The sequence below is a fragment of the Cupriavidus sp. 22TCCZM01-5 genome, assembly GCF_057798915.1.
The window spans coordinates 17526-39933 of the sequence record NZ_JBYOJR010000021.1 but is presented as its reverse complement, the minus strand read 5'-3'; the positions used below and the strand labels follow the sequence as shown (position 1 = coordinate 39933).

Annotated in this window: 20 protein-coding genes and 3 pseudogenes; 11 read left to right on the top strand and 12 right to left on the bottom strand. The window is 64.7% G+C overall.

Features of this window, described 5'->3' with window-relative positions; all coding sequences use genetic code 11:
• Positions 1-188: 188 nt before the first annotated feature.
• Positions 189-530, bottom strand: a pseudogene (locus AC3FNH_RS19505) (transposase); the annotation flags it as partial.
• A gap of 439 nt (positions 531-969) precedes the next feature.
• Between AC3FNH_RS19505 and AC3FNH_RS19500 the strand changes: the two are divergent.
• Both AC3FNH_RS19500 and AC3FNH_RS19495 read left to right on the top strand, forming a co-directional pair.
• A complete protein-coding gene (locus AC3FNH_RS19500) occupies positions 970-1980 on the top strand; it encodes an AraC family transcriptional regulator (RefSeq protein WP_488721236.1) in 1011 nt (336 codons plus the stop codon).
• Positions 1981-2118: 138 nt separating this feature from the next.
• Positions 2119-3303, top strand: a complete 1185-nt coding sequence (locus tag AC3FNH_RS19495; protein ID WP_488721235.1) for an FAD-dependent oxidoreductase — start codon at positions 2119-2121, stop codon at positions 3301-3303.
• Between the two features lie 250 nt (positions 3304-3553).
• On the opposite strand, the gene AC3FNH_RS19490 is transcribed toward AC3FNH_RS19495, so the two are convergent.
• Positions 3554-4516, bottom strand: a complete 963-nt coding sequence (locus tag AC3FNH_RS19490) for an IS30 family transposase (protein WP_488721307.1) — start codon at positions 4514-4516, stop codon at positions 3554-3556.
• A gap of 239 nt (positions 4517-4755) precedes the next feature.
• Between AC3FNH_RS19490 and AC3FNH_RS19485 the strand changes: the two genes are divergently transcribed.
• Positions 4756-5847 (top strand): hypothetical protein, encoded by a 1092-nt coding sequence (locus AC3FNH_RS19485; protein WP_488721234.1) that lies wholly within the window; start codon positions 4756-4758, stop codon positions 5845-5847.
• Here the strand turns inward: AC3FNH_RS19485 and AC3FNH_RS19480 are convergent.
• Complete coding sequence (locus AC3FNH_RS19480; protein WP_488721233.1) at positions 5820-6023, bottom strand: hypothetical protein; 204 nt, start codon at positions 6021-6023, stop codon at positions 5820-5822. The two genes, AC3FNH_RS19485 and AC3FNH_RS19480, sit on opposite strands and share 28 nt — an antisense overlap.
• Positions 6024-6340: 317 nt before the next feature.
• On the opposite strand from AC3FNH_RS19480, the gene AC3FNH_RS19475 reads away from it, so the two are divergent.
• Together AC3FNH_RS19475 and AC3FNH_RS19470 are read left to right on the top strand one after the other, a co-directional pair.
• The gene (locus AC3FNH_RS19475; RefSeq protein WP_488721232.1) at positions 6341-6616 is read left to right on the top strand and encodes a CppA family protein; all 276 of its coding nucleotides are present in this window, start codon (positions 6341-6343) and stop codon (positions 6614-6616) included.
• A 240-nt stretch (positions 6617-6856) separates the two neighbouring features.
• Positions 6857-7702: an EamA family transporter gene (locus AC3FNH_RS19470; RefSeq protein ID WP_488721231.1), complete on the top strand. Its 846-nt coding sequence runs from the start codon at positions 6857-6859 to the stop codon at positions 7700-7702.
• Here AC3FNH_RS19470 and AC3FNH_RS19465 read toward each other — a convergent pair.
• Together AC3FNH_RS19465 and AC3FNH_RS19460 are read right to left on the bottom strand one after the other, a co-directional pair.
• Positions 7680-8264 (bottom strand): flavin reductase family protein, encoded by a 585-nt coding sequence (locus AC3FNH_RS19465; RefSeq protein ID WP_488721230.1) that lies wholly within the window; start codon positions 8262-8264, stop codon positions 7680-7682. The two genes, AC3FNH_RS19470 and AC3FNH_RS19465, sit on opposite strands and share 23 nt — an antisense overlap.
• The gene (locus AC3FNH_RS19460) at positions 8261-9439 is read right to left on the bottom strand and encodes an acyl-CoA dehydrogenase family protein (RefSeq protein WP_488721229.1); all 1179 of its coding nucleotides are present in this window, start codon (positions 9437-9439) and stop codon (positions 8261-8263) included. The genes AC3FNH_RS19465 and AC3FNH_RS19460 overlap by 4 nt, the downstream gene beginning before the upstream one ends.
• 147 nt (positions 9440-9586) lie before the next feature.
• On the opposite strand from AC3FNH_RS19460, the gene AC3FNH_RS19455 reads away from it, so the two are divergent.
• Positions 9587-10597, top strand: coding sequence for an AraC family transcriptional regulator (locus AC3FNH_RS19455; protein WP_488721228.1), 1011 nt, complete (start codon positions 9587-9589; stop codon positions 10595-10597).
• An 86-nt stretch (positions 10598-10683) separates the two neighbouring features.
• Here AC3FNH_RS19455 and AC3FNH_RS19450 read toward each other — a convergent pair whose 3' ends face one another.
• Positions 10684-10827 carry an entericidin A/B family lipoprotein gene (locus tag AC3FNH_RS19450; protein ID WP_276101167.1) on the bottom strand — a complete coding sequence of 48 codons (144 nt, stop codon included), beginning with the start codon at positions 10825-10827 and terminating at the stop codon, positions 10684-10686.
• A 357-nt stretch (positions 10828-11184) separates the two neighbouring features.
• Here AC3FNH_RS19450 and AC3FNH_RS19445 point away from each other — a divergent pair, with 357 nt between their 5' ends.
• A complete protein-coding gene (locus tag AC3FNH_RS19445) occupies positions 11185-11367 on the top strand; it encodes a hypothetical protein (protein ID WP_276101166.1) in 183 nt (60 codons plus the stop codon).
• A gap of 8 nt (positions 11368-11375) precedes the next feature.
• On the opposite strand, the gene AC3FNH_RS19440 is transcribed toward AC3FNH_RS19445, so the two are convergent.
• Positions 11376-12179 (bottom strand): SDR family NAD(P)-dependent oxidoreductase, encoded by an 804-nt coding sequence (locus tag AC3FNH_RS19440; RefSeq protein ID WP_488721227.1) that lies wholly within the window; start codon positions 12177-12179, stop codon positions 11376-11378.
• A 172-nt stretch (positions 12180-12351) separates the two neighbouring features.
• Here AC3FNH_RS19440 and AC3FNH_RS19435 point away from each other — a divergent pair, with 172 nt between their 5' ends.
• Positions 12352-13326 (top strand): GlxA family transcriptional regulator, encoded by a 975-nt coding sequence (locus tag AC3FNH_RS19435; protein WP_488721226.1) that lies wholly within the window; start codon positions 12352-12354, stop codon positions 13324-13326.
• A 697-nt stretch (positions 13327-14023) separates the two neighbouring features.
• Here AC3FNH_RS19435 and AC3FNH_RS19430 read toward each other — a convergent pair.
• Positions 14024-14419: pseudogene (locus tag AC3FNH_RS19430) on the bottom strand (alkaline phosphatase family protein); the annotation flags it as partial.
• 1 nt (position 14420) lies between these two features.
• On the opposite strand from AC3FNH_RS19430, the pseudogene AC3FNH_RS19425 reads away from it, so the two are divergent.
• Positions 14421-15335, top strand: a pseudogene (locus tag AC3FNH_RS19425) (cytochrome-c peroxidase); the annotation flags it as partial.
• Between the two features lie 253 nt (positions 15336-15588).
• Here AC3FNH_RS19425 and AC3FNH_RS19420 read toward each other — a convergent pair.
• Both AC3FNH_RS19420 and AC3FNH_RS19415 read right to left on the bottom strand, forming a co-directional pair.
• Positions 15589-15900: a hypothetical protein gene (locus tag AC3FNH_RS19420; RefSeq protein ID WP_488721225.1), complete on the bottom strand. Its 312-nt coding sequence runs from the start codon at positions 15898-15900 to the stop codon at positions 15589-15591.
• Positions 15901-16133: 233 nt separating this feature from the next.
• Positions 16134-16619 (bottom strand): DUF3761 domain-containing protein, encoded by a 486-nt coding sequence (locus AC3FNH_RS19415; RefSeq protein ID WP_488721224.1) that lies wholly within the window; start codon positions 16617-16619, stop codon positions 16134-16136.
• Between the two features lie 387 nt (positions 16620-17006).
• On the opposite strand from AC3FNH_RS19415, the gene AC3FNH_RS19410 reads away from it, so the two are divergent.
• Together AC3FNH_RS19410 and AC3FNH_RS19405 are read left to right on the top strand one after the other, a co-directional pair.
• Positions 17007-18305 (top strand): MASE1 domain-containing protein, encoded by a 1299-nt coding sequence (locus AC3FNH_RS19410; protein ID WP_276103201.1) that lies wholly within the window; start codon positions 17007-17009, stop codon positions 18303-18305.
• Complete coding sequence (locus AC3FNH_RS19405) at positions 18302-19540, top strand: alpha/beta fold hydrolase (protein WP_276101158.1); 1239 nt, start codon at positions 18302-18304, stop codon at positions 19538-19540. The genes AC3FNH_RS19410 and AC3FNH_RS19405 overlap by 4 nt, the downstream gene beginning before the upstream one ends.
• Before the next feature lie 6 nt (positions 19541-19546).
• Here the strand turns inward: AC3FNH_RS19405 and AC3FNH_RS19400 are convergent, their stop codons facing one another.
• Positions 19547-21763, bottom strand: coding sequence for a patatin-like phospholipase family protein (locus AC3FNH_RS19400; protein ID WP_488721223.1), 2217 nt, complete (start codon positions 21761-21763; stop codon positions 19547-19549).
• Between the two features lie 256 nt (positions 21764-22019).
• Positions 22020-22376, bottom strand: a complete 357-nt coding sequence (locus AC3FNH_RS19395; RefSeq protein WP_488721222.1) for a DUF2880 domain-containing protein — start codon at positions 22374-22376, stop codon at positions 22020-22022.
• Positions 22377-22408 lie beyond the last annotated feature (32 nt).

Genomic DNA, 22408 nt, shown 5'->3' with positions numbered 1-22408 from the left:
ACGTGTTTCAGGGGAACTCTCAAGCATTGAGTCGTCAGCTAACCGAAGCATTTCGTTGCCTCGAAGGGCTTCCCGTCGTGAAGCATGTTATAGGCTGCACGCGCAAGCTTATGCGCGAGCGCCTTCATCACGACGACAGGCATGCGCCGAGCTTTCTTGCGTTCATAGAAGCGTTTGGCCGGCGGGCAGCTATCCCTGCGGAAGTCTGCAATCGTCTTGAAGTCCGGCGCCAGTCGGCCGGTAAGCCACATCAGCTCTATATTGCGTCGGCATTCGCGCTCCAGCCGGCGGCTGGACTGGATCCGGTTGAGGTAGCCATAGATGTATATCTTCAACAGGACGGCCGGATGATATGAGGGGCGACCTGTAGTCGAGGGATTGGCACCTTCGAACCCGAGCGACTCGAGATCCAACTCTTCAACAAACGCGTCGACGATCCTGGCGGGGTTGTCCTCGGCGATGAAGTCATCGAGGCATTCTGGAAGCAGCGTAGCTTGCTTGCGATCTTCTCCCTCTATGAATCGCTTCATCCGATCCCCCAATCTGAATGCGTTGATCCAGTCTAGGTGATCGAGACGTTTTCACACACCCTCGGTCGTTCAGGGACGGCCGTCTCCGGCCAGTTGCGCCGCCTCATAGTGGCCCTCTCCGCGGTGTCCGAAGGACGACTTCGCGTTCTCACGTGGACGGGTATTGCGATAAGTTTTCTTATCACAATGCCTGCGCAGCGGGTCCAAACTGGACGCCGTCAAATCGCGTTCATCCCGATTTGCCCATACACCCCTGATTTCTAAGTCACACTGAGGAAGCGCGCCGTACAAAGGGCTGCACGGAGTGTGATCGCCGCCCTCCCCCCTCCGTTGACCGGGTTCGGCCAGTTTCTGCCGTCTGACCTTCATCGCGCCAGTGACCGAAGTCGGCCAAAGCCGACATTCGCAGGAACCGCCGAAGACGCTGAGCTAGAATCCCATGGCCCGCGCCTTCACCCCCACTTTGCCGACGATGAATCCCGGACCGCAAGACGTCCTGAGCCGAATCCTTTCCGCATGCAAGGCTGAACGCGCCGTGACGGCAAGCTTCCGGCTCCACGCACCGTGGGCATTGCACTCGGCCGGCACCGAGGGGGCGCTAATCCGCATGTGTACCGGACCCGGATACTGGATCTGCACCGATGGCGGCACACCTGTCGAGATCGCTCCACGCGATATTGTCATGCTGCCGCGCGGCACCCCGCATACGGTGTCATCGACACGCGACCCCTGTGATCGCGTCGTGCCCTTCGCCGATCTGCTGAAGGCGCACATGATTGGCCGCCATGGCGACCATCCGATCGAACTGACATATGGCGCGGATAGCAAGGGCAGCTCGGACACCCCACCCACGCCACTGTTCTCCCTGCACCTATGGATGCCCGCGCTGGACGTGGGCACCATCCCGGCGGAATTGCCACCGCTGATCGTGCTGCGTGCCGATGAGCTGGCGCTGGCGCACACGCTGGCAAACACGATGGAACTGCTGGTGCAGGACTCGCTGGCCCAGCGCCCGGGCTGGCAGTTGTCCGCGGCACGCATGGGCGACCTGCTGCTCGTGCATATCCTGGGCGAGTATCTGCGCACGCCCGCGGCCGTGCGTCAGGGCACGCCGAACGTCCTCGACGACCCCGGCATCGCGCGCGCGGTTGCCGCCATGCAGGAAGAGCCGCAACGGGACTGGAGCATCGCCCAGCTCGCTGCTGTGGCGTACCTGTCGCGCACGGTATTCGTCGAGCGCTTTCGTGCGCTGCTAGGCGTACCGCCGATGCAGTACCTGAGCGCCTATCGCATGAACCTGGCTGCCGAACGGCTGCGCCAGCCGCGCGCACGGATTGCCGATGTCGCCGAAACCACGGGCTATACATCCGAAAAAGCATTCTCACGCGCATTTCAGCGCTGGATTGGTGTGTCGCCCACTCGATACCAGCGCGACGCATCGGCGCCCTGACGCTTCCTCGGGCTGCGGATCCGGACGATCGGTGCCCGAATCCGGCGTTCTGGAGGTTGAGTCTGGCAGGGCGCCTGCCCAATAATTCTGCTCAAATTTCGCTCAATCGCCCGCGCTGGCGAACAAGGAGACTTGGGCATGAAGCAGGTGGAACACGCACTGATCGTGGGAGGTGGTATCGCCGGCTGTGCGGCGGCCATTGCACTGGCACAGGCCGGTGTGCGAGTGACGATGCTGGAGAAGCAGCAGGAATGGAGATTCCAGAGCTCCGGCATCTTCATCTATCACAACGGCCTTGCGGCGCTCGGCAGCCTCGGGGTACTTCCGCAGATCGTGTCGGGTGGCTTTGCCATTGCTGATGGCCGGAATATTTACCTGGACCATCGCGGCGAACCGATCACCGATACGTACTATCCGTCCCGGCACCCGAACATTCCGCCGATCATCGGCATTCGTCGGGCCGAGATGCATCGCATCCTCGCCAGTCGCCTCGACGCCCTACGCGTCGATATCCGTCTCGGCACTACTGCCGTCCGGATTGACCAGAACACGGCAGAGCACGTCACCGTCACGCTATCCGATGGCACCACTGGCCAGTATGACCTCGTGGTCGGGGCAGACGGCATTCGCTCGGAGATCCGTCGCCTTGTCGCGGGTGCGCAGGAGCCGATCTATACGGGACTTGGCGTCTGGCGCAGCGTGCACCCGCGTCCGAAGGACCTCACCGCGAAGATCATGATGATGGGGACCGGTAAGCGGCTTGGCATCATGCCAATCAGCGATGATCAACTGTACCTGTTCGGCACGCTGCCCGAGCCCGCCGGGCAATGGTATGAGCGGGCCGATTGGCCGGCGCTGATGCAAGCCCGCTTTGCGGAGTTCGATGGCCCGGCGCGCCAGTTCCTGGACGCGCTCTCGGTCGACGCCGAAGTCCTCTACACCGCCGTGGAGGAGGTTGCCGCTCCGCTGCCTTGGCACCGTGGCCGTGTGATCATGATCGGTGATGCCGCGCACGCCTCCACACCTTTTATGGGACAAGGCGGCGCGATGGCGCTCGAAGACGCGGTGCTACTGGCGGAGATGCTGTCACGTGACGTCGACGTTGAGACCACGCTGCGAGCCTTTGGCGATGCACGCTATCCGCTGTGCAAGTTCGTGCAGGACACCTCGCGTAAAGTCGGCGAGGCCGGGGCACAGGAAGACGCGGACATTACCAGGACGCGCAACGAAACGATGCGGCGCACCGCGCAGCGACAGGTGGACGATTTTTACGCGAGAATGGATGTGCTACGCAGTCAATTGCCCTTGGCGCATAGCGCCTGACAGGCTAGGTACAAGCGCGCCTAGCCGCGCGCAAGCTCGAGCTTCTCGACAGTGGTCGACGAACTCGATCAGCCCATCGAGGTGAGGCATATCTCCGATGCATAATCTCCTCGCCAGTCGCTAATGGGGGCACGGCGAGAAATCACCGATCGGCTGAACGGAGGGGTAGTGGGACGTTGCGAGCGACAGCTATGGTCTAATTGCGGTCGCACGCTGATCCGTGCGCGAATGACTCAGAAGGGTTGCGGATTCAACCGGTCGATGCAACGGTTTGATGGAATCGTTCAGCCGGGGTATCGAAGTTTAGAGTCTTGCGCGGACGTTCATTGAGCCGCCTCGCTACGGCATTGAGCTTGGCTTGCGAATAGACCGAGAGATCGGTTCCCTTTGGGAAGTATTGTCTCAAGAGACCATTCGTGTTCTCGTTGGAGCCGCGTTGCCAGGGGTTCTGAGGGTCACAGAAGTAGACCTGGATATCCGTGGCCACGGTAAAGCGGTTGTGATCGGCCATCTCTTTTCCGCGATCCCACGTCAGCGATTTGTAGAGCTCCTGGGGCAGTTTGCGCACATGCTTGATGAGTGCATTGACGACTGTCTCGCTGTCTTTGCTGGCGACCTTCACCAGCATCACAAACCTCGTCTGACGCTCGACCAAGGTGACGATCTGGCTGTCAGCATTGCCGAAGAGCAGATCGCCTTCCCAGTGGCCTGGTATCGCGCGATCCTCAACGGTCGCAGGGCGCTCGCTTATCGAAACGGCACCGCTGATTCTTCCACGCGGCACCGCTGATTCCTTGAGCCAGCCTGCAACTTGCTCAGGCAACCACTGCAACTGAAGCTTGCTTGCCACAACCTGTGCAAGTACCCGGTTCCTGACGAGCTTACATGTCTTTGGACGACGGGCGTGCTCCCAGGCGAGCTGGTCCGCCTGATTCGCCCGATAAACCTGACTGCCACCATTGCGCCGGACCTCGCGGCTGATGGTAGATGGCGCACGCCCTAGCCGGGCTGCTATGGATCGGATGGAGTGGCCGGCGACTACCGCGCGCGAAATCTCCTCTCGTTCGGCAAGCGTCAACGCCAATTGCGCCCCCAAATAAACGCCGATCTTGGGGGTCCGGCTGCGCAAAAATCTCGACACCAGACGCCCCGCTTCTCCTCGGCGCCGCTTGCCGACCGAGCGGTGCTGTATTAGATTCCTGCTGTGGGGCAGGCCTGTCCCCCGACTCGGCTCACCTGAGAACGCGTGACGCGAACAGGCTGCAGTAAAGCGGGCTGTCAGGACCGGGGGTCAGTGAGCGCCAATGCCGGTCCTGGCGCCGCCCGCCCCCGACTTTTCAGCCGCTGAGCCCTCTGCCCGTCCGTCAAAGCCGGTTTCTAAGTTCAAAACGGGATCGACCTTATTCTCAATGGGTCCCCGGCAATATGCCGGTCCACTACCCGTCACTGCCCATGCCCAGATTCAAGTCGCCCTTCGAAGGAAAGCCGGCTCGGCTCGATTGGAGTGGCATTTTTACGTTCCATCCCGACGTGGACCTCAAGCTGATCGGTATGTCGTTCAGTGGATTGTTCGCGAGCGAGGGGCTCCGTTCCCTCTATACGCGAATGAAGGCGGCGGAGGGTCTTCCCGTCAACGACCCTGTCGCCTTTCGCGTCCTTACTGATCTCACGAAGGCCGTACCCGATTTGCCAATGAACGGTCTTGTGCAGAAAGCTATTATCAGCGGTGATCTAGGGCCACTTGAGCAAGCGGACCGCGAACGCTCCACGGGCATGTGGGAGTTCGTGCTTCAGGGTATGAAGCACCAAGGAAAGAAATCGATCCCGTCGAGCTGGAGATGGCTCTGTCAGGTCGAATCTGCGGCGAGCGTTCCGAGAGACCTGCTGCCAACGCAAGGCGGCGCCGCAGCCATCAAGGCTATTCGGGCCGATCGCCTACTTTCTCTATGCATAGATGACCGTTCGGCGGCGCTGATTGGTGCCAACTCATCGTGGGAGCCGCTGCTGGAGCCGCGCGCCCTGGTTGCGCTCGAAATTCGCCTCGCTCTAGCCGCATATCTCGCCAGGGAACATTGCGCTGACATCGACTCTAAGGAATCGGGGTACCTGGACTTGGTACCGCCCCCAGAAGACGTTCGTCCCCCAGGCGCGAAGCTGATCAACTGGTTAATGTTGAAGCTTGGAGCGAGGTCGACAACGGACCTTTTCAAGATGGCGCCATACACCGGCCGCCATTCCGTGGTGAGCCTTCCTACGTTGAAAGGATGGAGAGCAGGCAAGAATCTTCCCGAGTCAACCACGCTCTGCGCCTTGGCAAAGCCCCTTTTGACCGAGGAAGGCTTTTCGGAGCTGAGGTCGCGGTACGTGGTCACCAAACATCTTCAGTTTGTTGCCCACCTCGGCGACCGGCTTGCAACGATCCTGAGCATCAAAGGAAGGACTGACGCGGGACCACTTCCATTCCAGTTCCAATCGGTCGAGTCGTGGATGGCGAGCCGCTATCCCTTTTGGCTCGCTCATCCCGAATCCTTGACGCTTAAATAGATGTCAACGGCGCTTGCTCCCACCGGGCTTTGAGGCGTCGGCTGCGCGGTTTTCGTATCAACAATTTTTTGGACCTTGGATGCAAAACCACCGCTTTTGACTTGCCCATTTCCCTTGACGGCCTCGCCTCCCATTAGCCGCGCTTTGTCACCTTCGTTGAATGGCTTACCCGACATGTGAATCTCCTTAGATTTGTTTGACCCTGATCTCCAGGGACGAACAAATTCTCAGGGGAAACCAGCACCACGTCGGTATATCAGTTTGCAAAGTGCCTTATACTCAACATTAACTTGACTCCTCGCGACCACCACTCCGTCATCAGGCATCAAGGAGATGGAGACACTTCGCAAACAAAGATAGCCTCGACCCAGACGCTAAATGTCGTTTAAGCGAATTATTGTCGGAGGTCATCGCGCGGCATATTCTCCTTGCCTGTCATCCGATACTGTATATATTTACAGTACCTGTATGGATGAACAGTGCGAGGAATGCCATGGAACATCTGATCCGTGTCCAGAACGACTATGATCGCCAGGTGCTGGCCTGGCTGCGCGCGCGCATCGGCGATGCCGCGCTACAGTCCGCGGCGGGCCGGCTGGCAGGCGCGCGCAAGCCCTACCTGTCCACCATCTGCCGCAGCCTGGGTATCCGCCCGCCCACGCGCCGGGATTTCGCCCAGGAAACGGCGCGCATGCACCGTGCGGTTGGCGACCAGTACCTGGCGCGCATCCGCGCCATCCTGGCGGCACCGGCCGGCGCCGCCCGCTGATCCGGCTGCCTGCGGTGGCTGCGCAGTGACTATGATCAATCACGACGCTGTGTGCGGCGAGGACCGCGCCGCACCCACACCGCAACTCACCGGACAAGAACATGAGCAAGACCGGTTGCATCGGCCTGGGGGGCTTTGGCTCGAACCATGCGGCGCTGATGCGCGCCATCGAAAGCCCCTCCCCGTTCTCGCTTGACGACGCCTATGCAGGCTGAGCCGGCCACTGCGGCGCCGGCCGCCATGACGCACGCTCGCGTCGTCCTGCTGACGGCTGTCACCATGCTGGCCTTTGCCGGCAATTCGATCCTGTGCCGACTCGCGCTCAAGGGCACGGCGATCGACGCGGCCAGCTTCACGCTGGCCCGGGTCGTCAGCGCGGCGGCGGCCTTGTGGCTGATCCTGCTGGTCCGTCATGGCCCGCGCCGGGTGGCGGTTGGCGGCAACTGGCCGTCGGCACTGGCGCTGTTCGCCTATGCGGCAGCGTTCTCGTACGCATACCTCCACCTTTCCGCCGGGACAGGCGCGCTGCTGCTGTTCGGCGCCGTGCAGGCAACCATGACCGGCTATGGCCTGTACGCCGGCGAGCGCCTGCGCGCCTGGCAATGGCTGGGGCTCGCGCTGGCGCTCGGCGGACTGGCGTGGCTCGTGCTGCCGGGGCTGTCGGCGCCGCCGCCGGGCTCATCGTTGCTGATGGTCGTGGCCGGCATCGCCTGGGGCATCTATTCGCTGCGCGGCAGGGGGGCGGCCGATGCCATTGCCGCCACCGCCGGCAACTTCGCCCGCGCCATGCCGCCGGCGCTTGCTCTGGCCTTGCTGATGCACGCGCAGCGCCGCCTCGACGGCGCCGGGCTGGCGTGTGCGCTGGTGTCCGGCGCCCTCACCTCCGGACTGGGCTACGTGGTCTGGTATGCGGTCGTGCCGCAGCTGCGTGCCGCCACCGCCGCGACCGTCCAGCTCAGCGTGCCGGTGATCGCGGCGGCGGGTGGCCTGGCGTTGCTCGGCGAAGCCATGACCTTGCGGCTGGCCGTCAGCGCTGCCGCCGTGCTCGGCGGCATTGCGCTGGTCATTGCGGGCAAGCCGCGCTGATTCCCGCAAAGCCCCCGGCGTGGAACACCAGTGGCTCGCCCCGGTTCATGCGGTAGGACACGATCTCCACAATGAACAGGACGTGATCGCCGACCTTGCGCGCGCTGCGCGGGCGGCACACGAAGCAGGCCAGCGCGTTGTCGATCAGTGCCGTACCGCATGGTCCGGGCGTGAGCGACACGCCCTGGAAGCGGTCGATGCCGCTGGTGGCAAAGCGTTCGCACAAGGCCTGCTGAGTGTGTGCCAGCACGTTGACCGCATGGCAAGGCGCGGCGCGGAACGCGGCCAGGCTGCCGGAACCGAGCGCCAGGCTCCAGAGCAGCAACGGCGGCGACAGCGACACCGAGGCCAGGGAATTGATGGTGACGCCAACGGGCCTGCCATCGGACCCGGTTGCCGTCACCACCGCCACGCCGGTGGCGAACTGTCCCAGCGCACGGCGCAGGGCACGGCGCACGGTTTGCGCTGCGTCCTCGCCGTGGCCGGTATCGTCCACCTCTGCCAGGCCGCTGTCGTTGCTTGCCTCGGTGGCATACGGCAGCAGCGCGAGCGCGGGCATCATTGCGCGGCCGGCCGCACGTCTGCGGGCGGCGCATCGATATCGAGGCCCAGCGCCATGCGGCCCGCGTACTCGTGCTGCGCGCCGGCCTGCATTGGGTGAAAACGCGCGCCCTGCGCATCGCGGAAGCGCCGTTCCAGCCCGGCGTCGCGATAGAAGCCCGCGCCGCCGGCCAGTTCCATGGCCAGGTCGGCCGTCGCCAGCACTGCGCGCGCGGCCAGCGCGCGTCCGCACATGACCCGGTTCGTGGTCACGGCACCCGGAGCCTGGCTCGCTGCCGCGGCGAACATATCGTCCAGCGCCAGGCGCGCAGCATCGCATTCGTTGCCGATGCGCCCGGCCAGCTCGACGGCATGCGGCGAGACGCGGCGCTGCTTTGCCATCCGCAGCGCGATATCGCGCGCGGACTCGGCAATGCCGACGTAGACCGAATAGATCAGCGGCAAGGCGATCATCGCCACGGTATGCATCATCGGATGCCACACGCCCTGCGGGCGCCGCGCGGCAATGGCGCTGTCGGGCACCAGCACGTTCTCGAGCACCACGTCGTGCGAGCCCGTGCCGCGCATGCCCATCGTGCGCCAGGTGGGCACGATACGCACGCCCGGCGTCTTCATCGGCAGCGCGAAATGCAGCACGGTGGGGCCAGCCTGCGGATCATCATGGACCGCGCAGGTCATGAACAGGTCTGCCGCCGGCGCACCGCTGGCGAACACCTTGTGCGCGTCGATGCGAAAGCCGCCTTCCACGCGCGTTGCCGTGCCGCTGCCATGCAGCCAGTCGGAACCGCCGCTGCCGAGCAGCACGATCTGCTCGCCACCGACGCGCTTAAGCAGCCCTTCCACCGGCGCCTTCTGGTTGCGCCAGCGCCAGGCGGCGGTGGCCGCCGGATGCGTGTGCATCGCGAACGCCAGCGCGGTCGAGCCGCAATACTTGCCGAGTTCGCGCAGGACCTGGCCCAGTTCCTGATGGGACAGGCCGGCACCGCCGAATTCGTGCGGTACCGCGGCAGCCAGGAATCGTTGCGCCCTGAGGTCGTCGTAATTGGCGCTGACGAAGGCGTCGCGGGCATCGATGGCCGGGGCGCGTTCGTCGAAGGTGCGGCCGAGCGAAGCGGCAAGCGCGAGCCAGTCAGACTGCGCACCAGCGCTGGCATCGGGGGCGGTGATCGTTTCCATGGCATAGGTCTCCTGCTGAATTGCCGGCGGCCTGCGCCGTTGTTTGGCGTCAGGCACGGTGCTAGTATCGGAGCCCGGCCGGCTCCGTTCATTGACCGGGCCTCCGGCTTTCTTGCGCAAGACGCCGGGATTTGCGGAGAAGTGACCATGGATGCTCTGTCCGATCTCCTGCGCGCGGTGCAACTGAGCGGCGCTGTCTTTCTCAACGGCGATTTCAGGGCGCCGTGGTGCGTGATCTCCGAAGCGGACTGCAGCCTGCGTGCCGCCTTCCTGCCTGGCACCGGCCCGGTCGTGTCCTACCACCTCATCACTGAAGGCAGTTGCTGGGCCCGCCTGGTCGACGGCGACGGGCAGGGACTGCGCGTCGACGCCGGCGAACTGCTGGTCGTGCCGCAAGGCGAACCCCATGTGCTCGGAAGCGATCTTCGCCTGTGCCCGATCCCGGCCGGCCCGCTGGTCGCGGGGATGATGGAGAGCAATCCGGGCGAGGTCATGCGGCTGTCCTATGGCGGGACCGGCACGCCGACGCGCATGGTGTGCGGCTTCCTTGCCTTCGACGATATGCTCGGCAACCCCCTGCTCTCGTCTCTGCCGCGCCTGTTCAAGGTGGGGTTAGACGGCGGCGTCGAGTCCGCGTGGCTGGCACCGGCCCTGGCCTTCGCGACCTCGGAAGCGGCCGTTCCCAAGGCCGGCAGCGCCACTGTCCTGGCCAAGCTGTCGGAACTGCTGTTCGTGCAGGCCGTGCGGCGTTGCATCGACGGCATGCCGGAAAGCGAGCGCGGCTGGCTGGCGGCGCTGCGCGACCGCTATGTCGGCCGTGCGCTGTCACGCATGCATGCGCGCCCGGCCTATCCGTGGACGGTCGATGAACTGGCCAGCAACGTGGGCCTGTCGCGCTCGGCCCTGGCCCAGCGCTTCACCGACCTGCTCGGCCAGCCGCCGATGCAGTACCTGGCGCACTGGCGCCTGCGCATCGCGGCCACGGCCTTGCGCAATGGCAGCCAGTCCATCGGCGAAGTTGCCGGCATCGCCGGCTATGACTCCGAAGCGGCATTCTGCCGGGCCTTCAAGCGCGAATTCGGCCTGCCGCCGGCAAGCTGGCGGCGCCATCGCACCGACCATGCGCCCGAGGCCCCGGAGGCAACCGTCACACAGTGAACGGCTGCGCGCTTGCCCGACCAGCGCACCACGAACGGCCAGGGGCCCGCAAAGGGCCCCTGAGGTGATGGCTCGCGGACTGGCGGCTACATCTTCTGCTTGGTGCTATCCGCGGCTCCCTGCACCTTCTCGCCACCGCGTTCGATGTCCTTGCCGGCGCCGTGAATGGTGTTGCAGCCCGTAATCACCAGCATGCCGGCGAGGGCGAATAGTGCGAACAACTTTCTCATGACGATCTCCTTGCTCCATGTGGATACGGGCACGCTGCGCAACAGGAACCAAGGGTCCTGGGCTGCTAAGTTGAGCGTAGCAAGCAGCAAACCGTGCGGGCAGTCCGCATTCGTCCTACAACGGTGTCAGCGGGCTGCGCAAATCGCCCCGCCGCCAGGACCCGAACATGCGCAAGACGTCATTGCGCGGAATGCGTTGAGCCAGGTCAACGGACCAACGATTGTCCGGCGTGCGGCCTCCTGCGCTGTCCATACTGGAACCACCAAGGCGTGCGCGCCCCGGTCCCCTGACGGGACAAAGGCTCGAACCGGTCCGCGCCGCAGCCGATACATCTTTCCAATACGACAGACATCACCATGCCTTTCCGCCTCAGATTCAGCCCCCACGATATCTATCCCGATGCACTCGAAGCCCGTCTGGCCGAACTGCACGAGATCGCCGCTGACGTCCAGCGCGCCCAGGAACGCCGCTGGCGCAAGCACGACACCCTGCTTCCGCAGGGCGCCGCATCGCAGGGCAACCCGCCCACACTTCACTGAGACAGCGCTCAGGCCTGCCGCAGATAGCGCGCTGCTGGCGTGGCGTGGCTCAGGTGGCCGGACATGGCCCGGCGTGCTGCCTCGTAGGCGGCCCACTCGGCGCCGTCCTGCAGCGGCGGAATGGTGACCACCTCGCCCTGATCGAACCCGGCCAGCGCCGCATCGACCATATCGTCGGCACGCATCACCCACTCCGCGGGCAGGTTCTCATGTCCGCCCGTTCCGGCAACGTCCCAGAACTCCGTGGCCGTGGCGCCCGGCAGCACGGCCTGCACCCGCACGCCCTGGTCGGACAGTTCGTGCTGCAGTGATTGGGTCAGCGCCAGCACGTAGGCCTTGGTCGCGCCGTAGACACCGTTGAGGATCTCGGGGCCGATCGCCACGATCGACGCGATATTGATGATGCTGCCGCGCCCGCGCCGCACGAATCCCGGGGCAGCGGCGTAGACCAGGCGCGTCAGCGCCGTGACATTGAGGTCGATCATCTGCGCCATGCGGTCGACATCGGCCTCCAGCAACGGCGCAACGGCCCCAAACCCGGCATTGTTGACCAGCGTGTCGATGTGCTCGTCTGCGCGCAGGATAGCCTCCACGCGCGCGAGATCGGCCTGCTTGCCAAGATCGGCGGCGACGATGCTGACGCCGCGCCCCGTCGTGTCGCGGATGCGCTGCGCTACGGCTGACAGCCGTTCCTCGTTGCGCGCGACCAGGATCAGGTCGTGGCCGCGCCGCGCGAGACGGTCGGCATAGATGGCACCAATGCCCGAAGACGCGCCGGTGATGAGAGCCTTGCCCTGTGTCGTAGTGTCCATGCTGAACTCCTGTTTGCATTGAAGGGGAACCGCTTTCGATTTTCGGCGCTGGCGGCGATGTCTCATATGACCAAAATCCGTCAAAAAGAGACAAGGCGTCGCGCCAGCAGGACGGCAGCCAAAGTCCTACAATGCATGGCATTCCCAGCATGATCCCTCTGATCCGGACACCATGAGCGCACGCATCGGACTCGTCGTATTCCCCGGCTTCCAGTTGCTCGACCTGTCGGCGCTGACCGTCTTCGAACTGGCTAATTACGGGCGGCAACCCGCACCCTACGAAGTGACGGTGGTATCTCATGGCGGCGGGATGGTCAGGAGTTCATCGGGCGTCGCGTTCGAGACCCAGCCGATCGGCCGGCGGCGCTATGACACGCTGCTGGTTGCCGGCGCGACGGAGGTCATGCCGGCGGACCCCGAACTGATCCGGCAACTGCAGCGCGCGGCACCGCGCGCGAGACGGGTCGCAAGCATCTGCACCGGCGCGTTCATCCTTGCCGAAGCCGGGCTGCTGGACGGCAGGCGCGTCACCACGCACTGGGCCATGGCCCACGCACTGCAGAAGCGCCATCCGTCGGTCACAGTCGATGAAGACCGGATCTTCATACAGGATGGTCCGGTCTGGTCGTCTGCGGGCATGACCGCCTGCATCGACCTAGCGCTCGCGCTGGTCGATGCCGACCAAGGCGCATCGGTGGCCAGGAGCGTGTCGCGCAAGCTGGTGATCCACTACCGGCGTACCGGCGGCCAGTCGCAGTTCTCCACGCTGGCCGAGCTCGAACCGAGCTCCGACCGGATTCGCGAAGCGCTCACCTTTGCACGCGAGAACCTGCGCGAGCCGCTTTCGGTCATCCAGCTAGCCGAGCATGTCCATTGGAGTCCGCGTCATTTCAGCCGGGCTTTCCAGTTGCAGACTGGCCTGACGCCGGCCAAGGCAATCGAGAAACTGCGGCTGGAGGCCGCGCACGCCCTGATTGAAAAGGGGGAGTCGTCTATCACTCGCGTGGCCACACTGACCGGCTTTGGCGACGAGGAACGCATGCGCCGCGCGTTCCTGCGCGCGCTCGGCAAGCCACCGCAGGCCCTGGTGCGCGAGATGCGTAGCCGGCGCGGCGAGCCTTTCACAGCCCTGGCCGTCGCGGCCTGAGCCTGCCAGCCGCCGCGATGGCTGTCGCCAGCCCTGGCAATTGTGAACAACTGTGATATGCGATTGGCAAGGGGCTGGGGCTACGGAAGAATGGGGGGTTCGATGCGGCGTGGCCAAAGAAGGATTCGGCCGCGGGGCAAATTCTTCCGATGTAGCCACCATGAAACGACCAACCCGGGATTGTGTACTCGCGCTGATCGCCTGCTTGCGGGATGCTGGCCCCGTGCGACGCGATCATCTCGCCAGCGCGTGCAGGCTGTCCGCCGCCGAACTCACGCGCGCACTGAAATCTGCCCGTCAAATGGGCGTGGTCGCACACCTGCCGGCCACCGAGAACATAGCGCAGGCAGAGCGCCTGCTCGCGCTGACTGGCCGGCCATTGCCTCCTGCGCGCCGTGTTCCCGCGCGCGACGGCGAATCCGGCCCCAGTTTCCAACCTTTGCTGGACGCATGGGGCATTGCCCGGCCAAAGCCACGCCGGGTCAGCCACCGGCACTGACGGTTGCCGCAACGTGTTGGATGGAGCAGGCGCCAGGGGTGTCACGTCTCAAAGCAAGTGGGTTTTGTCTCACAATGAGGCATTGAGGCGGTGCCGCCTCCTCAAAAGCGGCGGCCCCTTGCGAGGCCGTCCGTTGGGTGGCGGGAAGCGGAGCAGTCACGCCCGCTTTGGCGCGGCCGCCCCGCCGGGGCGGCATCCTTACTGAGCCGGAAAGGTCAGCGCATTGGTCAGGTCGCCCATGACCGGCTTGCCGTTGGCGATCAGCGACGTATCACGAAGCTTCAGGCCTGGCAGCGTCGGCAGGGCGAAACGGTGCGTGATGAAGCGCAGGACCGAGGCGGTGTCGTACTGCGTATGATCGACGAAGCCCCGCTTGGCGAACGGCGAGACGATGATCGCCGGAATACGCGTGCCCGGGCCCCAGCGGTCGGCCACCGGAACCGGCGCGTGGTCGTAGAAGCCGCCGTTCTCGTCGTATGTCACCACGATCAGCGTGTTTTTGGACTGCGGGCTGGCCTGCAGATGCTTGATCACGTCGGCGATGTGGGCATCGCCGTCGGACACGCTGGCGTAGCCGGGGTGCTGGTTCAGGTCGACCGATCACTATCACGAGAACGACGGCAATGACGCCGAAGACCAGGGGCCGACCGGTGGGCACAACTGGGATGGGCGTGCCAATTCCGCGCACGACCAGGCTCGTGTTCCGCTGTTGTCGGCCTATGAAATGGCCAATGCGGAGCCGCGCGTTGTTGTGGAGAAGATCCGCAGCGGGCCTTACGCCGAAACGTTCCGCGCGGTGCTAGGCAAGGATGTGCTCGACGACGAGGAAACGGCGTTCAACGCTGTGCTCATGGCGCTCGAGGTGTTCCAGCAGACGCCGGCCGAGTTCTATCCCTACACCAGCAAATACGATGCGGTGCTGCGCGGGCAGGCACACTTGACCGCGCAGGAGTTGCGCGGCCTGCGCGTGTTCAACGATCCGAACAAGGGCAATTGCGCCGCGTGCCACCCGTCCGACATTCGCGAAGGCGCACTCCCTGCGTTCTCCGACTTCGGATTCATTGCGGTGGGCGCGCCGCGCAACCGCAAGCTTGCGGGCAATGCCGATCCGGCGTTCTACGACATGGGTCTTTGCGGCCCCGACCGTACCGACCTCAAGGACCGCGCCGACTACTGCGGCCGGTTCCGCACGCCGTCACTGCGCAACGTGGCGTTGCGCCAGGCGTTCTTCCACAACGGCATCTTCCATTCGCTCGACGAGGTGCTCCATTTCTACGCGGAACGCGACGTCAAGCCAGAGAAATGGTATCCGCGTGACAAGGACGGCAAGGTACGCAAGTTCGACGATCTGCCCGCGCAGTATCACGGCAACGTCAACATCGAAGCACCATTCGGCGGCAAGCCGGGGGACAAGCCGCTGATGACCGAGGCCGACATGCGCGACGTGATCGCGTTCCTGAAGACGCTGACGGATGGCTACCAGGCGTCGGTTGCCGCCACAAACCGATAAGCAGGCGTATATCGGCAACGAAGAGCGGCAACGAAGCTGAGACTGGCACCGGCTGACGCGGCCCACCGCGGCAAGCAAGCCGCGCACGCGCTGATCCTGCAACTTGGCCGCGGGCCGGGTTGAGAGGCTGACCCGGCCCCCAACCATCAGGCTGTCGGGCCGCGACGGATTTGGGTATCAGGCAAGCCTTTCTTTCAGAAATGCCACGAGATAGGGAGTCGCGGCGGCGGCCAGGGTAGATGCGGTGGATGGGTCAATACCCATCTTTCCGGCCAGTGACTCCGCCACCCGGGGTCAGGATGCCCTCCCCGCCCTCCTTGAGCGACTGGAAAAACCCATCCCCCCGAATCAGGCCTGCAGCGAAAGCCGCAAAGAAACTCTTGCCTGCATGCTCGCCCAACAGGCCGCCACTCTGTTCTTCCACGTGAGCATGAGCGGCTTCTGCCGCATGGCCCAGCATCTGCTGGGCATCGTCGGGACTGATGCCCTGATCCGCCAACGCCTGGGCGGCCTGTCCTCCGTGCTCGGAAGCAAGAAATTCAGTGACGAGTTGCTGCACATCCATGGCATGCCCTCCTGAAGGTACACGGATGATTGATCCGAACGGGGACGATGGCGGCAAGCGGACGGATGCCGCCGGGTGATGCTGTCATTGCGTGAACGTTGGCCACCCCCCGTGACAGACGTGCCGGCCCGCGAGCGCACCTCTCATCGCGGTGCATTGAGAGACAGTAGCGCCGGTCGGCCCGCCCTGAGTCATTCGAAAGTGAGGCCGGAGGTCCCATGCAGCGAATGCCTTCAGGAGCAAGCCTTGCCGTGATCCGGCTTGTAACCCTTGGCCTTCGCGTCCGCCTCCGACATGTATTCGCCGCTCTTGGTCTTGCCATAGTAGCGGTCGGATGGGCAATGGTAGACCTTTGTGGAGGCGTTGGCCCAGACCTGGCCCGGCCCACCGCCCGGCGCCACGGCGGTCTTCTTCTCGCCTGCCGGGGCCAGCGGCGCCGCTGGCTTCGCCGGTGCCGCGGCTGGGGCGGATGAAGAGGTTGCAGTCTTCGGCGCTACGCCGGCGGCCGCGGGCGCCGAAGCGGCAACCTCGGCGCCGTACCAATCCTTGATGCCCTTATGTCCGGCGCAAGCCCCTTTCTTTGTCGCGCCCGAATAGTAGGTCCCGTCCTTGCAGAGGGCGGTGCTACCGGTCGGCGCACCAGCGGGCGCCTGCGCATGGGCGCCGAGCGACATGCCCAGCGCGGCCGCTGCGGCCATCGATAACAGCAGAGTCTTCATTGGCTGCTCCCATATCCGGGTAAAACCACGGGATGAAAATACGCTTGCGCTGCACTGTCGACGGGCCGCGAATCAGGCATTGCCCAAGGCGGATTGCCGACACAGGCAGGCAAGCGGGCGACCGTACCCGTTGCAGTGCGGCACGGTGTTGCGGTGCCATTTGCCCGCATGTGTTTCCATTAACCGTTGCGACGTCCGCGCCGTTGACAGCGGGTCGCGAAATAATGGAAACGGCAGTTGCAGGCGTTTCCGCATCCCCGCGTCCGTTGGGCTGCCCGCCTGGTCGACGCATCGACGCCAATCGCACAATCTGGCAAAGTACGGCATTTTTACGCCAGGATGGCCGGCCCCCCCTCGCAAGCCGCTCTCACAGCAAGGAGCACAATTGTGAACCCAATCGCGCGCGGCGCTGCCCTGCTCCTGTGGTCGGCGCTGTACTTTGGCTCCGGCTATGTTTCCCACAAGATCAACGGCCCGTTTGCCACCACGGGTTATATCTGGTTGCCGGCAGGCGTGACTGTTGCGGCCTTCATGCTGGCACCGGCGCGGCGCTGGCTGGCGCTCGGCATGGCCTTCTTCGCGGCACAGATGCTGCTGGGCGCGGTCGAAGGCCGCGACGCCTGGCGCATGGTGTTGTTCTCCCTCGACGAAATCGGCTTTGCCGCGGTTGCCGTCGCGCTGGTCCGGCTCACACGCCTGACCCGGTTTTCGCTTGAGGGCCTTGCCTTCGTACGCGCGCTGCTGATTGCCGGCCTGGTGTGCAGCGTCGCAAGCGCCGCTTTTGGTGCGGGCTGGTACACGATCGTGACGGGCGCTGCGTTCTGGCCGGTTGCTCGGGTCTGGGCCGCATCCGACCTGGTGGGGGTGCTTATCATGACGCCCGTTCTGGCCGGCTGGTCGCACTTCCGGGCCAAACGCTCCGGCGGCATGAGCCGTAGCGACTTCCTGTTCGGCCTGGGCGCATGTGGCGCACTGCTGGTCACTGCGCTGCTCATCTTCGATGGGATCGGCCTGCCGCCGCTGCCAGGTGGCCTTTCGTTCGCGCTAACCTATATTCCGCTGTTCTTTGTCACGGTCGTGACGCTGCTGTGGGGCCCGCGCGCCGGATCTGCGTTGGTTGCCCTGCTCGCTTGCGTCGTCCTGATCAATACCAGTCAGGGCGATGGGCCCTTCGTAGAAGCCGCCATGCATCGCGGCAGGTCACTGCTGGAAGCACAACTCTACCTGGCAGTGGCCGCCCTGCTGACGCTGCTGATCAACACACTCAAGACAAGCCGCGAACAGCTCCATGAGCAGTCGGCCACCCGGCAGAACGACGTGGAACTGGCGCTTGCCGCCAGCGCCCAGTTGATCTATTGCCTGGATCCCCATCACGGCACGATCCGCTGGAGCGGCAACCTTCAGCGTGCCCTGGGCGTGTCCGAAGCGGACTTCTCCGATCTCGACAAGGTGCTTGCCCGGGTGCACCCCGAGGACCGTGCGCTGGTGCGCCGCCGCTGGCTTCGAGAAAGCGACGGCGAATCACGCGGCGACTTGCGGTTCCGCCTGCAATTGCCAGCCGGCACCACGACCACGCTTGTCGATATGAGCGGCCCCCTGCTCGATGGCGACGAATCGGTTGCCGTCATCGCCGGTGCATGGCGCGTGATCAGACCTGTACCAGCGGAAGGTCGGATCGCGGCATGACAGCGTCGACGGGCACCGGCACCGGAGCCTTGCTTATCCACGGACTGGGTGGCACCCAGTTCGACCTTGGCCCGCTGCACAAGGCCTTGCGGCGCGTGGACGTCGAGACTCATGCCATCACCCTGCCCGGCCACGGCGGCCAGCCCGAGTCACTGCTTCCAGTGCGTGCCGAGGACTGGCTCGACGCAGTCACGAATGCCTACGATGAGCTGGCAGGCCGGTACGAAGTCTTCCACGTGATCGGCATGTGCATGGGAGCGCTGCTGGCGCTCGCCCTGTGCGAACGCCGCCAGCACCGCAAGGGCCAGTTGGTGGCGCTCTCGGCGCCGGTGTACATCGACGGCTGGTCGACACCCTGGTATCGCCTGCTGCGCTATCCGGTTTATCGGGTTCCAGGCCTGCCTGCGCGGATCAAGGTCGAGGAGGACGAGCCCTACGGCATCAAGAATGATCTCGTGCGGGCCATCGTCAAGGCCAAGTTCGAGCGCGGCGACAATTTCCACTACCGATGGGTGCCACTGGCTTGCATCCGCCAAGTCGACCGGCTGCGCCGATGGGTGCAGCGCGGCGCCTCTCGCATCGCCTGCCCCACCCTGGTCATGCACGCGCGGGAGGACGAGCTGACCAGCCTTCGCTCCGCCGACTTCCTTGAAGCCACGGTGCCGCACGTGCGCAAGATCGTGCTGGAAAATTCCTACCACATGATCTGTGTCGACAATGATCGCGAACAGGTCGTCAGCAGCGTGCTGGAATTCCTGGGGTTCGACCCCGCGCGCGCCCGCAGGCAAGCCCGCAAGCAGGTCGACGTACCCATGGCGCACGAGGCGGTGGCCAGCCTGGTTGCCGAGTATCTGGCGGCCCTGACCACGCATCGCTTCGAGGCATTGTTCCCCTTGCTCGCGCCAACCGTGCAATGGCGACACCTCGGCACGCATCCGCTGGCCGGCACCTATGACGACCGCGATGCCGTGATCGCGCTGTTTGCCAGGATGGGAGAAATGGCCGGCCCTTCGCTGCGTGTTGCCGCACCAGCCCCGCCTCGTATCGAAGGCCAGACCGTGGCGATCCCGCTGATGATCTCGTATGTGGCCGACGGCCACGCTGTCGAGCGCCAGGGTACGCAAATGATCCAGTGCAGCAATGGCAGGATCCTGGCCGTCGAGTACCGGCCCGCCCCCGACACGGAAGACAGGGACGCCGTGTCCGTGGATCAGGCGCCGGCGGGCGGGGACTAGTCCGTGCTAGAACACGCGGCCGAGTTGAAGATACAGGTTCCACACGCCTTGCGGCGCGGCGGCGAAACCGAAATAGAGCGGCCCGATCACGCTGTTGCCGCCAATGAACAGGCTGGCGCTGGATTTGTAGGGGCCACTGCCAAAATTCCTGCGCCGCAGCCAGACGTCGCCCACCTCCAGGCTGGTGCCCACCACGGTGGTACGGAGCCCGGGCAGGATGAACTCGCGCAGGTCATTCAGGTAGGTCACGCGGCCATAAAGCAGATAGTTGCCTGAAAACTGATCAGGCGCGTAGGCCGACAAGTGCTGGAAGCCGCCCAGCGTGAAACCGAGGCCACCGCTGAAACTGTTGTCGCTGCGGTGATCGCCATAGGTCGCCGCCCCTTCGGCCGCGAGGTTCACGGTATGGCGACCGACGCTCGCGGCCCAGAGAGCCTTGGCGCTGACATCGTTGTACCGGTTGTCGGCGCTGCCCAAAGACAACTGGTTGACCATGAACAGGTAATAGCCCTTGCGTGGAAACAGGGGGTCATCGAGCTGGTCGAGCGTCAGCTGCGCCCGCACGACGGGCTGACGAACCTCGCCGGTCGGGAACAGGCGTGTGCGGGACGAGACAATGTTGTACGCCGCCGAGTAGCGGATCTGCTGGTAGTTCATGCCCGCGCGGAACTCCCCCAGCCTGCCGATCGGCACTCCCAGGTCGACGCCGGCAATGGCCGTGTCGACCTTGTACGCCGTGAGCGGAACGGTACTGCCGTTGGAGGCGGTATCGGCAAACAGGTCGACCCGCCTGCGGCCATATTCGGCATAGGGCGCGACGTAGAAGCCCTGCCTGCCGAGCACCGGCTGGCGCAGCTCGGTATGCCACTTGGCCTGCTGGCTGCCGAGCACGATGTCGTTACGCCACTCCAGACCGCTTTGCGTGATCCACGGATAACGGTGGCCGAACTGGAGGCTGAAGCCGCCTTGCCCGTTGAACGTCGTGGAGACCCCGAAGCCGAACAGCAGGAAATGCGGCCCCCACGACTTCTCCTGTGCATCCACCTTGAGCACATTGCGCCCGTCTTCAACGACCATCTGGTGCGTCACGCTCTCGAAATCGCCCGTCGTGGCAAGCTGCGCGAGGTCGCGGTTGAGAGCGGCCACGTCGTAGGCATCTCCCTCGCGCACGCCCAGCGACTCACGCACGTAAGACGCAGGGATGCGGCCGTGGCTGTTGATCTCGATCGCGTCGATGCGCAGGTGCTCGGCCAGCCTTTGTCCGGGCTTGCGGCCCGCCAGGTACGTTTGCCAGGCATCCGGTGACAACGAGAGGGCAGCCAACCTGGCATCTGCGCCCTGGGCAGCCGCCGCGCCGCCCTCCACGCCCTCGCCGGCGCGGGAGAAATCCGTGAAGGACAGCGTGCCCAACTGCGGTTCCAGCAGGATATCGCGCTCGGTCAGCAAAGCCTTCTCTGTCGCGACGTTCTGGTTCGTCAGAATGGTGAGCATCTGCTGGGTCACTGCCGCCGGCGAATCCAGTGCCGCCGGATCGTCCAGCGGCGCCGCGATATTGACGGCGATGACGACGTCGGCGCCCATGTCGTGCGCCATCTGTATGGGCAGGTTGCTCACCAGCCCGCCGTCGACCAGGGTCCGCTTGCCCACCTTCACCGGCGCGAACAGGCCAGGGACCGCTACGCTCGCACGAATGGCCAGCGGCAGCGAGCCATGGTCGAGCACTACGCGCTCGCCGTTGCTCAGGTCGGTAGCCACCGTCCGGAACGGAATCGGGAGCCTGTCGAAATCCAGGTCGTCAGGCAGCTGTGCAGTCCAGTTCTGCAGCAAGGCCAGCAGCCGGTTACCCTGCACCAGCCCGCTTGGCAATTTCAGCTTGCCGTTGCCGAACCCCGCTGAAATCCCCACCGGATAGCGGATGTCGTCCTCACGCAGCGTTTGCGGCAGGTGAGCCCGTTCGTTGCGGTCGAAGACAATATCGCTGAGGTCGGTGTGCGACAGCAGCGCCTCCAGCTCGCTTGCCGACAATCCGCTGGCGTAGAGCCCGCCAACTACCGCGCCCATGCTCGTGGCGGCGATGCAGTCGACCGGCACGTGCATTTGCTCCAGTACCTTGAGCACGCCGATATGGGCGTAGCCCCGTGCCCCTCCGCCTGAAAGCGCCAGGCAGACGCGCGGTCGCTTTGCCGACGCCAGGGGTGTCACCCTGCCCAAATCCGCAGCCATGGATGGCAGCGCGCAGGACAAGCCTAGGCAGAGCAGCCACCCGCGCAGCAGCCTCCGCTGGCGTTGAGCAAGGATCAGGACAACACGGTGCATGGCAAGACAGCGTGGGCAATGGCGTTGCCACACAGGGCGGCAAAGTCAACCCGCGCCGCCGCGGCGGCGTCCGCGAGCTAAAGGTTGCAAAGATAAGACAAGCGCCCGTGTCGAACAAGCGGGCGGGCAAGAATCAGACGCTTATCGTTCGACCGCCACACGCTTACTCGGGCAGGCGGACTTTCGTCACGACGAACCGGTCGCCCGGAGCCCGGATCACGTCGCATTGGACCTTGGCCTTGCGCTTGGCGCCGTCGGCGCCCACGTACTCGACATCAGCCACCACGCTATAGGCATCTTCGGCGACCTTGCGATAGGTACTGCCGTCCCATTTGAAGTGATCGGGATTCGGCAGTTTTTCCCGCGCCGCTTTCCTGCACGCCACCGGCGCGCCCGGGGCTTCGTCCTTGCCGCGCGGCCTGGGCATCTCGAGATCGGCGGCCAGCGCCGTAGCGGCAGCCAGCAGCAGGCCGGCCGCCGAAAGCGCTGCACGGGTTCGGCGGGACAAGACGAGCGTCATGGAGATCTCCTGGACAGGTGGGAGCGCCACAT

Coding starts and splice junctions, on each gene's coding strand:
- AC3FNH_RS19500 (WP_488721236.1), top strand. CDS start 970: ATGGCCCGCGCCTTCACCCCCACTTTGCCGACGATGAATCCCGGACCG.
- AC3FNH_RS19495 (WP_488721235.1), top strand. CDS start 2,119: ATGAAGCAGGTGGAACACGCACTGATCGTGGGAGGTGGTATCGCCGGC.
- AC3FNH_RS19485 (WP_488721234.1), top strand. CDS start 4,756: ATGCCCAGATTCAAGTCGCCCTTCGAAGGAAAGCCGGCTCGGCTCGAT.
- AC3FNH_RS19480 (WP_488721233.1), bottom strand. CDS start 6,023: ATGTCGGGTAAGCCATTCAACGAAGGTGACAAAGCGCGGCTAATGGGA.
- AC3FNH_RS19475 (WP_488721232.1), top strand. CDS start 6,341: ATGGAACATCTGATCCGTGTCCAGAACGACTATGATCGCCAGGTGCTG.
- AC3FNH_RS19470 (WP_488721231.1), top strand. CDS start 6,857: ATGACGCACGCTCGCGTCGTCCTGCTGACGGCTGTCACCATGCTGGCC.
- AC3FNH_RS19465 (WP_488721230.1), bottom strand. CDS start 8,264: ATGATGCCCGCGCTCGCGCTGCTGCCGTATGCCACCGAGGCAAGCAAC.
- AC3FNH_RS19460 (WP_488721229.1), bottom strand. CDS start 9,439: ATGGAAACGATCACCGCCCCCGATGCCAGCGCTGGTGCGCAGTCTGAC.
- AC3FNH_RS19455 (WP_488721228.1), top strand. CDS start 9,587: ATGGATGCTCTGTCCGATCTCCTGCGCGCGGTGCAACTGAGCGGCGCT.
- AC3FNH_RS19450 (WP_276101167.1), bottom strand. CDS start 10,827: ATGAGAAAGTTGTTCGCACTATTCGCCCTCGCCGGCATGCTGGTGATT.
- AC3FNH_RS19445 (WP_276101166.1), top strand. CDS start 11,185: ATGCCTTTCCGCCTCAGATTCAGCCCCCACGATATCTATCCCGATGCA.
- AC3FNH_RS19440 (WP_488721227.1), bottom strand. CDS start 12,179: ATGGACACTACGACACAGGGCAAGGCTCTCATCACCGGCGCGTCTTCG.
- AC3FNH_RS19435 (WP_488721226.1), top strand. CDS start 12,352: ATGAGCGCACGCATCGGACTCGTCGTATTCCCCGGCTTCCAGTTGCTC.
- AC3FNH_RS19420 (WP_488721225.1), bottom strand. CDS start 15,900: ATGGATGTGCAGCAACTCGTCACTGAATTTCTTGCTTCCGAGCACGGA.
- AC3FNH_RS19415 (WP_488721224.1), bottom strand. CDS start 16,619: ATGAAGACTCTGCTGTTATCGATGGCCGCAGCGGCCGCGCTGGGCATG.
- AC3FNH_RS19405 (WP_276101158.1), top strand. CDS start 18,302: ATGACAGCGTCGACGGGCACCGGCACCGGAGCCTTGCTTATCCACGGA.
- AC3FNH_RS19400 (WP_488721223.1), bottom strand. CDS start 21,763: ATGGCTGCGGATTTGGGCAGGGTGACACCCCTGGCGTCGGCAAAGCGA.
- AC3FNH_RS19395 (WP_488721222.1), bottom strand. CDS start 22,376: ATGACGCTCGTCTTGTCCCGCCGAACCCGTGCAGCGCTTTCGGCGGCC.